The organism is Aquisalinus luteolus (assembly GCF_009712425.2).
GTDB classification, from domain to species: domain Bacteria; phylum Pseudomonadota; class Alphaproteobacteria; order Caulobacterales; family Parvularculaceae; genus Aquisalinus; species Aquisalinus luteolus.
The window spans coordinates 1426108-1441298 of sequence record NZ_VCJR02000001.1 but is presented as its reverse complement, the minus strand read 5'-3'; the positions used below and the strand labels follow the sequence as shown (position 1 = coordinate 1441298).

The window sequence follows — 15191 nt, the reverse complement described above, 5'->3', positions numbered from 1 at the left end:
CGGTCGGGCGGCGACCCGGCCCGCAACACCTTGGGCGGCGGCAGGCAACAGATTCGATATGATGAATATGCTCGAGCATGATGCAGTGAGCATGGCAGGACAGTCATCGAGTACAAAAAGGATAATTGGTTTGCGAAAAAAGCGAGGTATTTGTCCTTTGTGTGTAGAACTTAGGGCAGTTAGGGCAAGTACAGGGCAGGTTTTAGGGCAGGTTTGAATTGCATTAAGACTTTGATATGAATGGGTTTTGTTCAATCTAGGGCAGTTAGGGCAGGTTTTTATGACTAACAACCTCGCGCGAGGGACGGTTTTTTCTTATTCCAAAAGATAGCGCCAATGCCTCGCAAGCTCGCATGGCTCGCAAAAGCGCCATAAAACATTGTAATTGCATGACATTTTAGTTGCGAGGATGATGCGAGGATGCTCGCCACCCTCGCAACTGGAAAGCCTATATCGGCTTGCTCTGCCGTTGATAGTTCAGGCGAAGGCCTTTGAAGCCTCTTTCACCGTTTGACTTGAATGGCTCAAAACCAGCCGCCTCGAGGCGTTCATATAGCTGGCGTGCGCTACCTTCGCGCTCGCCATTTGCGGTTGCCCATTTACGCCAATCCGACCATAGCGCAGCCCTCGAAACGCGAACATTCGGCTCGCGGGCGCACCTGTCGGAGATCCAAGACATAACCGGTGAACTGCGCTCGAGATAATCCGTACTCGCTCTTTTAACAGCATCAGGGGGTTGCAACCCTCCGGCCTGCCAGGCACGGCACCCTTCTATGATCCAATCCAATATCGCTGGAGCCTCTGCCATGAGCTTGCTCTCAAACTGGCGGTCGCGGGAAGCGTTTGGAATGGTCGCATTAAAGGGGATCAAATGCATACGTCGCCTGATAGCTTGGTTTATCGTCCCCAGCTCCGGCCTATGGTTTCCGCTGAATATCAGTTTGCACTGGGGATAAAAATCAAAGGGATCACATCGCATGAAACGGGCTGAAAGGCGGTCCCCGCCGGTGATTTGCTGCAATCGACCGGTATCCCATTGAGAGCCTTCCCGAATCTCCGATGCCATGACTAGCCGCGCGCCTTGAAGGCGGGCTAGATCGGTCGGGTGGCGCTCCCCATGGCCAGCCATGAAGATTTCCGCAGGGGTCGCAATCGCATAATCATGAAGAATTCTCGCCAATGTATTGATGAAGGTTGACTTGCCATTGGCTCCAGAGCCGTAGATGAAAAACAGGGCATGCTCTTCAGTCGATCCGGTCAAGACATATCCAGCAACCCGCTGAAGATATGCGACGAGTTCGGCATCCCCGCCGCTCCACTCATCTAATGCTCGCCGCCAAAGCGGGCAATCGGTTTTGCCCCGCGCGGGGCCGTGTGAAGTGATCCTTGTCTGATGCTGATCCTGAGTATGGCAGGCCATCTCACCATTGCGCAGGTTTATGATCCCGCCTGGCGTGTTCAAAACCCATGGATTCGCATCTAGCTGACCCGGTAGCATCGCAACGCGCCTATCAGCCCGAGCGATCCGTTCAACCGCCACTCGTGTTGCCGCGCTCGTGATCTTGGTCATGATGCGGCGTTCGCCGGTAAAAAAATCGATGGCGATTTCGTTAAGCAGGTCACCGAACAACGCCTTGATCCGCAGAGAGCGATCACGCTCCCAAACTTGGCCGGTCCATATCAGCCAACTGTTCCATTCGTTGATGAATAAGAGATCGGGATGCCTGCTGATGAACTCGTTGGCAAGCCAAGGTTCGGAATCTTTAGGCAAGTGAAGAATGTCGGGATCACAACCTCGGTCGCGCGCGATTTGCCTATAATCATGCAACTGATCCGATGTGAAGCCTTCAGCGCAACCCGGCCTGATTCCCGCTTTCCGCAAAACCTGGGAAGCTCGAATAAGTGACGCACGGTTTTGCACCTGATAGTCGGAGTACTCGCGCCCATTGGCTGGCATTACCCCCGCCATGCGCAGGGCTTTCTCGACCTTCGCACCCTCGCGTTTGAACCTGTCAATCATCACGCGCGCACCGCCCGCATGGCATGCCACATGTAGGCAAGCCTATTGTCTGCGGGCCTTCCGGCGACCTGGGTAAGTTTCGTGGGATTCGATCCAGGACCGCACACTCGCGATTCTGAATACCAGCTGTCCACCTATGCGGGTGTGCGGAATACCGCCAGCCTTTCGCATCCAACGACCTATTGTGCGTTCGGTAACGCCAAGCTCGGCAGCGAGTTGCCGCTTTGTGAGGTAGTCTGACAACAGGGACGATTCGGTGTTCATGTCGGTACTCCACAGAGAAATTTCTTGACATGATAGGAAGATGTATGACCGTCACCCGGCCTGCAAAAGGATATTTTGGGCTTGGTTGAGGCCTGCTAAATTACCTTAGAATTTAGCTACTTCTTTCTGGTATTCGCTGTTTTCACAGCCCATGAATTCGCACTTGCTTCAATACCGAGTGCGCAGAACACCTCACCAAGAAAGTCTCTATAAGGACCGTTTGTGTATTCTCTCTTTTTTGGGTCAGGATCGGCATGCCATGTTGGGGCTTTTGCTTTTTCCCCCGTCAATTCCTCGAAAAGCAGTCTCACCGCCTCGGCCACAAGCCGTTCGCGAGGCTTGTAACCTTCAGCCGTAGGCGGGGGGATTGCTCCCATTTCAAGTCGGTCCCGAACCTCTTGTGCAAGTCGCAACGTGTCCCGAAGATGTTGGATATGTGGCCACTGCTCGCTGGCGAGTAACGAAAATCGCCCCGCATCTCCCAATTCATTTTGCAAAATCACCCGCAATTCTTCATTGAGCGCATTGCAGAGTTTTTCGGCCTGTTTGTGGGGCGCTTTTATGCTCTTCCTAAAACCTGGACTAATCTCTTTAATGATCCGGCCTTGGCAATCGATGGTTATCAGTGCTTCAGCCGCTTCCGCCATGTCAGAGGCGGTCATGGTGCCTGATGAACCGGCAAATCTCTTGAATATCTTGATGAGATTTTCGCGAACTTCCTTGCTCATTCCCGCCCCTTCCCGAACGGTACGACCTCAGCCGATTGTTCGCCAGACGGCATGATGGACGCGGCGGCTCTTTCGGTTGCGGCGCGAAGCGGATCATCGAATAGGTGCGCGTATCGGTGCGTAGTGCCCGGTTGGGTGTGACCCAAAAGCGCGCCGATCACGGTAAGGGGCTGGCCAGCACTTGCCAGCACGCTCGCATAGGTGTGTCGCAGATCATGAACGCGGGCTGATGGGGTAACGAAAAGCTTTTCCCGCCCCTTGTCATCTATGACCGTTTCGACGTTTACAATATCTGCGGCCACACAGAGTTCGTGCCATGTTTTCTTGATGTCTTGCCGGTGCCCGCCACTGCGACTTGGGAACACATATTCGGAAACGGTTCTGCCCGATTTGCGGGCTGCCTTCTCGGCCTCGCTGCGGATATCGGAGAGCAATTGCAGGGCCGGTGCAGGTAGCGGAACGCGATGTTCCGTTTTCTGTTTCGTGGTTGCGCCCGGCTTGATCCAATAGCCGGTCCCGAAATCAAAATCGGTCCATTTGGCGGCCAGAACCTCCCCGCGTCGTGCGCCAGTCAGCATCAGGAGACGAATGATATTTGCCCCCTGTTTATCCTTGGCCCCGGCCAATGCCGAAATCAGGGCTTTCTGTTCCTTTGGAGATAGATAGCGCCGCCGCTTGGTTTCCTGATTCCGTTCGACGCCCTTTGCAGGATTATCGGTTCGCCATCCCCAACGGATCGCGAGATTGAACAGGCGGCTAACGAGTGCAATGACACGGTTCGCCTGATAAGGGGCCGGTCTTGGTTTTTTGCGGCCGCCCCTGCTTTGCCTTGGCAGGCCGCGATGGGTGATATCGCGATGCAGGGCATCGATATCGGAGAATGTAACATCCACGACTTTCCGCTTGCCCAAGGCGGGCCGAACAAATCGCTCGAGTTGCAGGGAATAGTTTTTTGCGGTGCTTGGCCGTTGTTTCGGCAGGTATTCCTTTTCGAACCGCTCGATAAGTTCGGAAACAGTCGGTTGCTGCTGTTCTGCCCGCCGCTGGCCGACCGGGTCCATCCCGTCCTTGATCTTGCCCTTTAGTGATTCGGCTTCATCCCTCGCCTCGCCTGCTGACCATTCAGGCCAACGCCCGATGGTCGCGCGGCGCTCACGGCCCGTCTTGGTTCGGTAGTTGAGAATGAAGGAACGCACACCTGTGGCAGTCACACGGCAACCGAACCCGATCAGCTTTTGATCATAGAAAATCCGGCTGCCGGTTTCGGGTGCTGGCAACTTTCCAACCACAGCATTGGTAAGATTTACCCCCTGGCTTGACCTGGCACCCATACTCGTATCCGCACTATGTCCGCATCGCAGACGGTTTCCTATGTCAAGCAAATGACATGCCGTGACCTGCAATGTCAATCAAATAACATAGAGAATACAATGGGATATATCCACAATCCGGATGTTTGTCTGTTAGTTCAAGAGGTTGCAAAAGGGCCGACTTTTGGGACTTCTAATCAGATGGTCGCACGTTCGAATCGTGCCGGGGTCGCCATTTCCTTCATCCTTTACGCTCTGTCACGATGGTGAACGAGTTTGGTCGCATTCAGGCCTGTGCGTCAGCATTCTTTCAATGAAGTACCGGCATAGTCAGCTGTTCGGGCTAAGCAAATCAGAGTAACCAGCTATCCATGTGGCGAGTGATCCTTCTTGCAATGTTGTGCATGCTGATGGCGGTGTCAGGCAAGGCGTTGGCACAACATGTCGATTTCCCTGAAAACGCGGAGCCGCGCGCCAATGGTGTTGGCTGGAAATGTTCGCAAGGCTATCGCCGCGAAGGCAATGAGTGCGAAAAGATCGCCGTACCTGTCAACGCCTCCCTGTCGATAGATGGCCGCGGATGGCGCTGTGAGCGTGGTTATCAGCGCGATGGCGATGAATGCAGTGAGATTAAAGTCCCCGCAAATGCCGATCTTCGCCTGCAGGGCAGCAACTGGTATTGCCTGAAAGGCTTCGAGCGCGATGAAGACGTCTGCGCACAGGTTGTTGTCCCTGCAAATGCAGAGCTGACCTGGGGTGGCTCCGACTGGCGATGTCTCAAGGGTTATAACCGAATTGGCGAAGAATGCCGCCCCTCAGGCATCGTCGTCGCTGCAACCGGCGGAAAGCAGTGCCCGCGCGGGCTGCGGCCAGAACAAGGACGCTGCCGCAGTTTCACGATACCCGTAAATGCAACGTATACAGAAAAGGGTGATGACTGGACCTGCATGGCAGGTTTCGCGCAACAGGATGGAGCCTGCACGCGTCTTTCAAGGGCGGAGCGCCTTGGGCAGGACCAGAACAAGGAACATTCCGCCACGATCGATGCCATGGATATAACCCTGCCCTCAGGAGGGATCATCACCATCGGCGATATTCGCCAGGGCTGTAATATCGTTGCCGGAACCGGCACTTATGACAGGTTCGATTGCGAGGATGAAAACCTCACCCTGATAGAGACCGGATGTTATGTTCGGAACGATGCCGGTAGCAAGACACCAATAGAATGCCCGTCCTATCGGCTGCGCTCATTTGTCGATAGCTGTATTGTCAGCACGATCGGTAGCAGGACGCGGCAGATAGAATGTCCCAGCCCCGCCTATCTCGCCAGGCTCGAAGAATAGAAACTAGTTGCCGGTATCCAGCATGACTTCAGCCGCCAAGAGACCCTTTGGCCCCTTGCCATAAGAAACAAGCACGCGCTGACCTGGCTGCAACTCTGACAGGTTGGAGCGACGCAGTGTTTCCATGTGGACGAAGATATCCTCCGTACCCGGTCCTTGTGTCAGGAAGCCATAGCCCTTGGCCCGGTTGAACCACTTCACTTCCGCAGACTTGAGCTGGCCGGCTGGCTCCACTGGCATGGCATGATCGTCGGCGGACATGACAGGCGCGGCCGTGCTCTCGTCTATCTTGAGTACGCGGAGAGCCTGGAGGCCCTTTGGCCGCCTCACCGCTTCGCAGATGACTGTCGAGCCTTCAGGGGCGGCACTGCGCCCGGTCTGCTTCAGGCAGGATGAATGGAGCAGGATGTCACCATCGGACTGATCCGACATGATAAAGCCGTAGCCCTTCACCGTATCGAACCATTTTACGATACCCGTGATTTCGAAGGACTGCTCGTCAGCGTCTGCGTCCGTCTCCTCGGCTCCCAGATTCTGATTCATCATGTTCTCTCGTCTCTCGTTCCCTGATGCAAAGCATAGTCGCATTCGTAAAGCATGTCATCTTCATGACAATGCTTTTTAGCCGATAAAGCAGGAAAATGCGGAGAGTTCTAGCTGAAGTTGCGGTATTCGCGGATACTTATGGAAGTATATGTTATACCGTCACTTGATTACTGACATCATTCAGAAACTTCTCGACCAGAGAAATGAAGACTTCAAAGTCGGAAGTAACATTACCCAGTGATACGCCACCTGAGGAATTCCGGTCCATCTGGATAACGACATCACCATCGCGATCTATGAAGGCGCGACCGAATTTCACGCTGTAATTGTAGTTATTGAGGAATTCCTCGCTGACATTGTCAGACCCGTTTTGCAGATATGTCAGGTAGGATACGTCCCCGTCAGCCCCGTTAATGGCGATCAGCACGGTCATGCCCTGATAATTCACGGCCAGCATCGAATCGCTGATCGAATGCACAGGATAGCCCTGTGCCTCGAGAACGTCGCTGATCTCGGATGGCGTGATCGCGTGAGCAAAAGATGCTGTGAAGAACATTCCGATGGAAAGCGCGATAGCAGCCAGTTTTTTCATGAGATCCTCTCCACTTTGACGCAAACGCCTGTCAGTGCCCTCGACAGATAAAGCGCGTTAACCAAAACCTTATCAAACTGTAAGGAGTACGCAAGCCCGGATAAGGCTTCAGGTCAGTCAAAATGAAGGATGAATGGCAGTCCCTAGGGGAATCGAACCCCTCTTTCTAGGTTGAAAACCTAGCGTCCTAACCGATAGACGAAGGGACCGCACTATCAGCGCCTCGCGGCGAGAGCGTGTGTATATGAAAGCACGCACAAAATCGCAAGACCTGATTTGCGTTCAAACGCACTTTTTTCGAGAAAATATCACCCTTCAGACAGGGCAATGTCCTCGATATGAATCTGGGCAGCATCGCCGCCACGCCAGGTATCCTCGCGGATTTTCCCGGCAATACCGAGCTGACGGTTTCCGGCATTCAGCAACAGGTCTCCAAGGGGTTCATCGACACAGCGGAAGGCAATCGCACGGGCCGTCCGGCCCATGGAATCAGCCAGCGTGCAGGCGATGTGTTTGCCGCCCTTGATGTCGGCATATTGCACCCTCACCCGCTCGAAAACGAACCGTGGCTCCGGATTTCCGGTGCCGAACGGTCCGGCTGCGGCGATGGAATCTGCAAAGGCCTTGCGCACGATGGCGAGGCTGGCAATCGAATCGATTTTCAGGGAGGCGCGGGCGCGCGATTCGGCAATATCCTCTCCCAGACGATCCTTCAGGAAGGCGGTGAAGGCTTCGAGTTTGCTTTTCTCGATGGTCAGGCCCGCCGCCATCGCGTGTCCGCCGCCGCCCATCAGCAGCCCTTCACGGTAGGCTGCGGCGATGGCGCCGCCAAGGTCTACACCGGGCAGTGACCGACCGGAGCCCTTGCCGATATCGCCATCAAAACCGATGGTGATTGCCGGGCAGTCATAGCGCTCCCTCAGGCGGCCAGCCACGATACCAATGACGCCGGGGTGCCAGCCATCGCCTGCTGTTACCACAAGGTCCGGCTTGTCATTCAGGCGCTGTATCTCGACCTGGTTGATCGCCTCTTCAAGCACCCCGCCTTCGATGTCCTGACGGACCGCGTTCAGCCCATGAAGTTTCTCCGCCAAATGTACTGTTTTTGCTGGATCATTCAGCGTCATCATCGACAATGCCTCACGGGCATGACCTATGCGGCCGGCGGCATTGATGCGCGGCCCGAGAACAAACCCAAGGTGATAGGCGCTCGCCGCACCACTGGCCCCGGCAGCGCTCGCCAGATGAAACAGCCCCGGATAGGCGGAGGGCGCCATCGTCCCCTCACCGAACGAGCCCATGACCTTCAGCCCCTGCGCAACCAGCACTCGCGTCAGGCCGGTCAGCGGCATCACATCACACATCAGGCCGAGCGAGACGAGATCGAGCCATTGCAACAGCTTCGGCTCAGCCTTCTCAGCAAAATACCCGTCCTGCCGCAGTGCGCGGTTCAGGGCGACGAGCAGCATGAAGACGACGCCTGCGGCGGAGAGATTGCCGAGACCCGAGACATCATCTGGCCTGTTCGGATTGACCGTCGCGACTGCCGGCGGCGCTGGCAGGGTCATCTGGTGGTGGTCGGTGACGACGATATCGAGGCCATCCAGCTGCGCCTGCTCGATTATATCGTGAGCCATGGCCCCGCAATCTACGGTGATGCACAGGCTGGCGCCCTTTTCCTGCAAACCGGCGAAAGCCTCTGCGCTCGGGCCATACCCCTCCGTCAGACGATCGGGGATATGGACAAAATGGTCGATTCCCAAGGCTGTGAAATATCGCACCAGCAGGGCCGCAGACGTCGTTCCATCGACATCATAGTCACCGAATATGCCGATAGTCTCGCCATCCTTGATGGCGGTGACGATGCGAGCAACGGCCTTGTCCATGTCTGCCATGCAGGACGGGTCGGGCATGCAGTCGCGCAAGGACGGGTTCAGGAACGCTGACGCCTCCTCCGGCACGATGCCGCGCGCGGACAATGTTTCTGCCAGTGTCCTTTCGATGCCGAGCTGCTGGACCATGGTCAGCACATCGCGCTCGACGATTTCACGCAGCACCCAGCGTTTCCCGCAGACCGAGCGGTCGACGAGAGCCGATGGTGATGGTGGGATTGGTGCCGTCAGGCTCATGAGACAATCCTGACGGTGATTCGGGCCGCCGTCACCGGCTGGTTTTGAACATCGATCGTCGGATCACCGATCCGGACGCTGAGAAGTCGCATCGATATAGCGCACGGTGCCGGTCTTGGAGCGCATGACTAGGGTCGAGGTATGAACCCGCTTGCCCTCCCAGCGCACGCCTTTCAGCATCGAGCCGTCGGTGACGCCGGTCGCCGCAAACATGACATCACCGGACGCAAGGTCCATCAGATCGTATTTGCGGTCGAGATCAGTGATTCCTGCCCGCTCGGCCCTGGCGCGTTCATCATCGTTGCGGAACAGAAGACGACCCTGCATCTGCCCGCCGACACATCTGAGCGCTGCGGCAGCCAGGACGCCCTCTGGCGCACCACCGGAGCCGACATATAGATCGATGCCGGTACGCGGCTCAGTCGTGTGGAAGATACCGGCGACGTCACCGTCGGAGATGAGGAAGACGCGGGCGTTCATCTTGCGGGCGGCCTCGATGATGTGATCGTGGCGCGGCCTGTCGAGCACGCACAGGGTGATTTCGGACGGATCGACACCCTTGGCCTTGGCAAGCGCGGCGATATTGTCCTCGGTTGGTGCATCGAGATCGATAGTCCCTTTCGGATAGCCTGGGCCGCAGGCGATCTTCTGCATATAGACGTCCGGCGAGTGCAGCAGAGTGCCGCCCTGCGCCATGGCGACGACCGCGAGGGAGTTGGCCATCGCCTTGGCAGTCAGGGTCGTGCCTTCCAGCGGATCGAGGGCGATATCGACCTTCGGGCCGCCGCGACCGACCTTCTCGCCGATATAGAGCATCGGTGCTTCATCGCGTTCACCCTCGCCGATGACAACGGTGCCATCGATGGAAAGCTGGTTGAGGGCGTTACGCAGTGCTGTGACAGCGGCCTGGTCGGCCCCCTCCTTGTCGCCGCGTCCGATCATCGTGGAGGCTGCAATTGCGGCAGCTTCCGTACAACGGCCAAGTTCGATCGTCAGGATACGATCAAGATATCCTGCTTCGTCCGCCATGAGCTCTCTCCGTCATTCTATTGAAAATCTTCAATACGAATAACGGATGGCACTCCGGATACAAATGATTTTTCGCTGATTTCGCGCGCGACACTGTACATTTTAGCAGCTGAGGTCGCATGCGTCGTCAGGACAAGCGTAGCACTATCGGCAGGCTGGTGCTTCTTCAATGCCGCTTCGACGGAAGGCTGCAACAGGCTGTCGATGGAGATATCGTTCTTCGCCAGCGTGTCCGTAATTGCCGCAATGGCACCGGGTACGTCTTTCAATGTAATACGCAGGTAGAACCGGCCCGTCTGGCGTTCCGGGTCGATAACCTTCAGATCACGCAACCGGCCTGCCGGTGCATTGAAAACAGGCCCGCCGCCACCACGGGCTATGGTAACGATATCAGCGGCAACAGCGGAGGCTGTCGGACCGGCACCGGCACCCGGCCCGGAAATCTGTATACGGCCTATCGGGTCGCCCTCAAAGACGAGGACATTGTCCGGTCCGGCAGCGCGTGCAATTGGGTCTTCCTCATCAACCAATGCCGGGTGAACGCTGAGTTCCAGCCCGCTTTCCGCGCGCGTCGCAATGCCGAGCAGCCTGATGCGATAGTTGAGCTGCTTTGCCGCGGCGATGTCTTCCGCCGTTATCTTCTGAATGCCGGAGATGGAGATCGTCTTGAAGTCGACCGCGGCATCGAAGCCGATGATGGCCAAGATGCACAGCTTGTGGGCCGCATCGAAGCCGCCGACATCGAAGGTCGGATCTGCCTCTGCATAGCCGAGCCGCTGGGCTTCCTGTAGCGCCGCCTCATAGGTCGCGCCTGTCTCTGCCATCTGCGTCAGCATGTAATTGCAGGTGCCGTTCAGGATGCCGACGATGCGGTTGATCGAGCTCGCCGCCGCGCCGCCCCGCAGGGAATGGATCGCCGGGATGCCTGCTGCCACGGCGGCCTCATAGAAAAGGGAGACACCCTTCTGTTCGGCGAGACGAGCCAGATGCAGGCCGTGCTCGGCGATCAGCGCCTTGTTGGCAGTGATGACATGCTTGCCAGCGGAGATTGCCGCTTCGACCGCCGCGCGGGCCGTCCCATCGGCCCCGCCAACGAGTTCGATGAAGATATCGATGTCCGAGCGCGCAAGCTCGACCGGGTCATCATACCATTCGATGCCATCAAGCGTCACGCCTCGGTCGCGATGGCGGTTGCGGGCGCTGATGCCGGCAATTTCCACCTCAATGCCGGCGCGGTCAAAACGCTCGCTTTTGTGCATGAGAATGGACAGCAACCCGCCGCCAACAACACCGAGGCCAGCAACGCCAACGCGCAACTTTGTCATCGAAAATACCTTCCTTTTAGACATTCCTGTTAAATGGAAGGCCTTATCAGGCGGCGGAGCGTCTGGCTAGAAGCTGTTTGATATTTCTTGCCGCCTGCCGGATGCGCTGTTCGTTCTCTACGAGACCGATGCGCACGAAGCCCTCACCCGCTTCACCGAAGCCGACGCCCGGAGCGACGGCGACGTCGGCCTCTTCCATCAGCATCTTGGAGAAGGCGAGCGAGCCCATATGGGCATATTTCTCCGGCACGGGTGCCCAAGCGAACATGGATGCCGGCGGCACAGGAATGTCCCAGCCTGCATTGGCGAAGCTCTTGACCAGCGTATCACGGCGGCCCTTGTAGATCGCGCGGATATCATCGACGCAGTCCTGCGGCCCGTCGAGCGCGGCAGCGGCTGCGACCTGGATAGGCGTATAGGCACCATAATCGAGATAGGATTTGACCCGGGCGAGCGCCTTGATCATCCGCTCGTTACCAACGGCCATGCCCACGCGCCAGCCAGCCATGGAATAGGTCTTCGACAGCGAGTTGACCTCGACGGCAATGTCGAGGGCACCCGGCACTTCCAGCAGCGACACCGCCGGCTCATCGAAATAGATTTCCGAATAGGCGAGGTCGGACAGGATCAGCGTGTCATGCTTGCGGGCAAGCGCGACAGCGTCCTTGTAGAAATCAAGACCGACCATCTGTGCCGTCGGGTTCGACGGATAGTTGATGACGACTGCCTTCGGCTTTGGCAGGACATTTTCCAAAGCATGGGCGACGCCCGACAGATAGGTTTCCGGGTCCGGCGCGTTGATCGCCTGGATCAGGCCGCCGGCGATGATGAAACCATAGGCATGGATCGGATAGGCCGGGTTCGGCGCGAGGATGACATCGCCCGGTCCGGTGATCGCCTGGGCGAGGTTGGCAAAGCCTTCCTTGGAGCCCAGCGTAGCGACGACCTGCGTATCGGGGTTCAGCTTCACCCGGAAGCGGCGCTCATAATAGCGGGAAATCGACTTGCGCAGGCCGTTGATGCCCTTGGACGCCGAATAGCGGTTCGTCTTCGGCTTGCGCACGGTTTCGATCAGCTTGTCGGTAATGTGCTGTGGCGTCGGCATATCAGGGTTGCCCATGCCGAAATCGATAACGTCGCGCCCCTGCCCGCGCAATTGGGCCTTCAGCTTGTTGACCTCCTCGAAAACATACGGAGGCAAGCGCTGGATACGATAAAAATCTTCTGTCATGTGAATCACGTCTTGTGAAAAAAAATGTCTGTTCAAGGCGACAGTCTAGCGGTCGCTCTTTGGTGGCTTGCCGCCCAGCTTGGGCAGTGGCTGGCTGGTCTGCCTCTTCGCCGCTGCCTGGTCGGCCTGCTTTGCGGCCTCCAGCCGCGCGATGGCCACCTCGATGGGTAACTCCACCTTTTTGCCTTTAACCGTGATCACGACGGTTTGCTGGCGCTCCGCCTTGGCACGGGCAATATCCTGCTCCACCTGGGTGGAGAGCATGTCATGCTGTGCCATCAGGGATGCGTATTGTGCCTCGACGACCTCTGGCGTGTCCTTCTCCGGACGGGTATTCGGTTGTTGCGAGAGAACGGGGAAACGCAGATCCTGGCGCTGTTCGACCTCGGCAAACGCCTGATTTTCGCTCTGATATGCGCCGTCCCTTTCGCCAAGTGCCGGTATGCTGCTACAACCACTAGCGAGAAGAGCAAGGGCGGCTACATAAAGGCTGGATCTGGCAAGCATATGATCGAGAATCCGTCTTATCTAATGTTTCCTGCTTACACCAAGACATAGACAAAAATAAGTTCTCATGACCGACAGAATGAAAAAAAACACCGGCAAAGAGACCGAAACGGCCAAAAAACCGGTTAAAAAGAAGAAATCGTCTTCAGGTGAGGCAGGGAAATCCTCCGAAGAACCTGCGAAAGCCACATCGGGGCGCAAGAAGGCAGGCTCCGGCAAGGCGAAAACGACTCACAAACCAGCCCATGACACACCAAGGCAGGCAGATGAGGCCAAGCCTGCAGCTGAACAAGTCGCCAAGGCAGCCTCGTCAGGCCAGTCGAAAGACAAGCTGTTCAGCGATTACGAGACGATGGCGAGCTATGTCACCGAGCTGCAGGAAAAGGGTCAGGGCATCCTGTCCGGCATGGTTGAGCAGCGCGCCTCGAAAGGCCGCAAGCGCGTTCAGGCACCCAACGATCCGCTGAACATGCAGGACACGATGGCGGATGTGTTCACCAATGTGTTTTCTGACCCATACAATGTCATGCGCATGCAGTTCGGCATGTGGGAGGACACAGCTCGCCTCGCCGAATCCATGGCCAAGAAGGCAACCGGCAAGGATGTCGATCCGATCGTCGAGCCCCATGCCGGCGACCGGCGCTTTTCACACCCGGCCTGGTCCGAAAACCAGACGCTTGATTACCTGAAGCAGTCTTACCTGATCCAGTGCAAATGGGCGCGCGAACTGGTCAACAAGGCTGAGGGTGTCGACGAGCATACGCGGCGAAAGGCGAGCTTCTATATGGAGCAGTTCCTTGCCGCGATGGCGCCGACCAATTTCGCCACGACCAATCCGGAAGTGATCGAGGAAGCGATGAAGACGCGCGGCGAGAATTTCCTGCGCGGCTTCCGCAACTTCATCGACGACATGGAGCGCGGCCATGGCGAATTGATGATGAAGCAGGCCGACATGGACTATTTCAAGGTCGGCGAGAACCTGGCGACGACACCGGGCAAGGTCGTCTATCAAAACGACCTGATGCAGCTCATCCAGTATTCGCCGACGACGGATGAAGTCGCGACACGGCCGATGCTGATCATCCCGCCCTGGATCAACAAGTTCTATATTCTCGACCTGCAGCCCGACACGTCGTTGATCCGCTGGCTGGTCGACCAGGGCCGAACCGTATTCGTCATCTCATGGGTCAATCCGGGGACGGACCTCGCGCACAAGAGCTTCTCCGACTACATGCATGAAGGCATCTTCGGCGCGCTGGAAGCGGTTGAGAAAGCCACTGGTGAAAAACAGGTGGATACCATCGGCTATTGCATCGGCGGCACCCTGCTCGGCTGCACCCTCGCCTATATGGCGGCCAAGAAAGACGACCGCATCCAGTCTGCCACCTTCTTCACCGCACAGATGGATTTCCGGGAAGCTGGCGAACTCTTGCTGTTCATCGACGAACAGCAGATAGCCAACCTTGAAAAGCAGATCGATGCAGCGGGGGGTGTCATGGAAGCCTCCGCCATGAGCAAGACCTTCAACATGCTGCGGCCCGTGGACCTGATATGGTCCGTGTACATTGATAATTACCTCAAGGGAAAAGAGCCGAAGCAATTCGACCTGCTCTACTGGAATTCCGATTCGACCGGCATGTCGAAAGAGGTTTATCTTTTCTACCTGCGCGAATTCTACCAGAATAACCGCCTGTCAGAAGGCGAATTGGTGCTCGACAATGTCCGCCTCGATCTCGGCAAGGTGAAGATTCCGATCTTCATGCAGGCCGGCGAGAAAGACCATATCGCGCCGCCTCGCTCCATCTACCGGTCGGCGCGGCTTTACGGCGGGCCGACGCAGTTCATGCTGGCAGGCTCCGGCCATATTGCCGGGGTCGTCAACCACCCGGACCGGCGCAAGTACCACTACTCGACCAATACGGACCTGCCGGAGACGATGGAAGACTGGGTCGAAGGTGCGACCCGGCACGATTATTCCTGGTGGCCCTACTGGATGGAATGGCTGAACGAAGTCAGCCCCGGCACCGTCCCTGCCCGCACCCCAGGCGATGGCAAGCTGAAGGTGATCGAGGATGCGCCCGGCTCTTATGTAAAAGTGACAGCCGTCTGAACCTGTTTTCCACATTCCCAATTGGTTAATGAATTGTTAACGATCTCGAATCGTCGC

General features: G+C 56.9%; 13 protein-coding genes and 1 tRNA gene. 2 read left to right on the top strand and 12 right to left on the bottom strand.

Going from position 1 to position 15191, the window contains the following annotated elements; translation table 11 throughout:
* Positions 1–448 precede the first annotated feature (448 nt).
* The 4 genes from FF098_RS06830 to FF098_RS06815 all read right to left on the bottom strand — a co-directional run bounded on the left by FF098_RS06830 (position 449) and on the right by FF098_RS06815 (position 4343).
* Positions 449–2020, bottom strand: coding sequence for a phage/plasmid primase, P4 family (locus FF098_RS06830; protein WP_229714561.1), 1572 nt, complete (start codon positions 2018–2020; stop codon positions 449–451).
* A 42-nt stretch (positions 2021–2062) separates the two neighbouring features.
* On the bottom strand, positions 2063–2284 hold the full coding sequence (locus FF098_RS18035) for a helix-turn-helix domain-containing protein (protein ID WP_155138700.1): 222 nt from the start codon (positions 2282–2284) through the stop codon (positions 2063–2065).
* Positions 2285–2400: 116 nt separating this feature from the next.
* Complete coding sequence (locus FF098_RS06820) at positions 2401–3012, bottom strand: hypothetical protein (RefSeq protein WP_155138699.1); 612 nt, start codon at positions 3010–3012, stop codon at positions 2401–2403.
* A complete protein-coding gene (locus tag FF098_RS06815) occupies positions 3009–4343 on the bottom strand; it encodes a tyrosine-type recombinase/integrase (RefSeq protein ID WP_155138697.1) in 1335 nt (444 codons plus the stop codon). The genes FF098_RS06820 and FF098_RS06815 overlap by 4 nt, the downstream gene beginning before the upstream one ends.
* 359 nt (positions 4344–4702) lie before the next feature.
* Between FF098_RS06815 and FF098_RS06810 the strand changes: the two genes are divergently transcribed.
* Positions 4703–5665, top strand: coding sequence for a hypothetical protein (locus FF098_RS06810; RefSeq protein ID WP_155138695.1), 963 nt, complete (start codon positions 4703–4705; stop codon positions 5663–5665).
* A 3-nt stretch (positions 5666–5668) separates the two neighbouring features.
* Here FF098_RS06810 and FF098_RS06805 read toward each other — a convergent pair whose 3' ends face one another.
* From FF098_RS06805 to FF098_RS06770, 8 genes are all read right to left on the bottom strand, one after another.
* Positions 5669–6211: a cold-shock protein gene (locus tag FF098_RS06805; protein WP_229714531.1), complete on the bottom strand. Its 543-nt coding sequence runs from the start codon at positions 6209–6211 to the stop codon at positions 5669–5671.
* Positions 6212–6362: 151 nt separating this feature from the next.
* On the bottom strand, positions 6363–6803 hold the full coding sequence (locus FF098_RS06800; RefSeq protein WP_155138691.1) for a YbjN domain-containing protein: 441 nt from the start codon (positions 6801–6803) through the stop codon (positions 6363–6365).
* 134 nt (positions 6804–6937) lie between these two features.
* Positions 6938–7012 (bottom strand) — tRNA-Glu (locus tag FF098_RS06795).
* Positions 7013–7111: 99 nt separating this feature from the next.
* Positions 7112–8932 carry a single-stranded-DNA-specific exonuclease RecJ gene (gene recJ, locus FF098_RS06790; RefSeq protein WP_155138689.1) on the bottom strand — a complete coding sequence of 607 codons (1821 nt, stop codon included), beginning with the start codon at positions 8930–8932 and terminating at the stop codon, positions 7112–7114.
* A 63-nt stretch (positions 8933–8995) separates the two neighbouring features.
* The gene (gene glpX / locus FF098_RS06785; RefSeq protein WP_155138687.1) at positions 8996–9961 is read right to left on the bottom strand and encodes a class II fructose-bisphosphatase; all 966 of its coding nucleotides are present in this window, start codon (positions 9959–9961) and stop codon (positions 8996–8998) included.
* 17 nt (positions 9962–9978) lie between these two features.
* Entirely contained in the window at positions 9979–11286 is a 1308-nt protein-coding gene (locus FF098_RS06780) for a homoserine dehydrogenase (protein WP_166426365.1), read from the bottom strand.
* Between the two features lie 46 nt (positions 11287–11332).
* Positions 11333–12517 (bottom strand): LL-diaminopimelate aminotransferase, encoded by a 1185-nt coding sequence (locus FF098_RS06775; RefSeq protein ID WP_155138684.1) that lies wholly within the window; start codon positions 12515–12517, stop codon positions 11333–11335.
* A 45-nt stretch (positions 12518–12562) separates the two neighbouring features.
* Positions 12563–13024, bottom strand: coding sequence for a hypothetical protein (locus tag FF098_RS06770; RefSeq protein WP_155138682.1), 462 nt, complete (start codon positions 13022–13024; stop codon positions 12563–12565).
* Positions 13025–13103: 79 nt separating this feature from the next.
* Between FF098_RS06770 and FF098_RS06765 the strand changes: the two genes are divergently transcribed.
* Positions 13104–15134 carry a class I poly(R)-hydroxyalkanoic acid synthase gene (locus FF098_RS06765; protein ID WP_229714530.1) on the top strand — a complete coding sequence of 677 codons (2031 nt, stop codon included), beginning with the start codon at positions 13104–13106 and terminating at the stop codon, positions 15132–15134.
* Positions 15135–15191: the final 57 nt, after the last annotated feature.

What these genes read in the sequence shown, in the direction of transcription:
- FF098_RS06830 (WP_229714561.1), bottom strand. Translation starts at nt 2,020, where the DNA reads ATGATTGACAGGTTCAAACGCGAGGGTGCGAAGGTCGAGAAAGCCCTG.
- FF098_RS18035 (WP_155138700.1), bottom strand. Translation starts at nt 2,284, where the DNA reads ATGAACACCGAATCGTCCCTGTTGTCAGACTACCTCACAAAGCGGCAA.
- FF098_RS06820 (WP_155138699.1), bottom strand. Translation starts at nt 3,012, where the DNA reads ATGAGCAAGGAAGTTCGCGAAAATCTCATCAAGATATTCAAGAGATTT.
- FF098_RS06815 (WP_155138697.1), bottom strand. Translation starts at nt 4,343, where the DNA reads ATGGGTGCCAGGTCAAGCCAGGGGGTAAATCTTACCAATGCTGTGGTT.
- FF098_RS06805 (WP_229714531.1), bottom strand. Translation starts at nt 6,211, where the DNA reads ATGATGAATCAGAATCTGGGAGCCGAGGAGACGGACGCAGACGCTGAC.
- FF098_RS06800 (WP_155138691.1), bottom strand. Translation starts at nt 6,803, where the DNA reads ATGAAAAAACTGGCTGCTATCGCGCTTTCCATCGGAATGTTCTTCACA.
- recJ (WP_155138689.1), bottom strand. Translation starts at nt 8,932, where the DNA reads ATGAGCCTGACGGCACCAATCCCACCATCACCATCGGCTCTCGTCGAC.
- glpX (WP_155138687.1), bottom strand. Translation starts at nt 9,961, where the DNA reads ATGGCGGACGAAGCAGGATATCTTGATCGTATCCTGACGATCGAACTT.
- FF098_RS06780 (WP_166426365.1), bottom strand. Translation starts at nt 11,286, where the DNA reads ATGACAAAGTTGCGCGTTGGCGTTGCTGGCCTCGGTGTTGTTGGCGGC.
- FF098_RS06775 (WP_155138684.1), bottom strand. Translation starts at nt 12,517, where the DNA reads ATGACAGAAGATTTTTATCGTATCCAGCGCTTGCCTCCGTATGTTTTC.
- FF098_RS06770 (WP_155138682.1), bottom strand. Translation starts at nt 13,024, where the DNA reads ATGCTTGCCAGATCCAGCCTTTATGTAGCCGCCCTTGCTCTTCTCGCT.
- FF098_RS06765 (WP_229714530.1), top strand. Translation starts at nt 13,104, where the DNA reads ATGAAAAAAAACACCGGCAAAGAGACCGAAACGGCCAAAAAACCGGTT.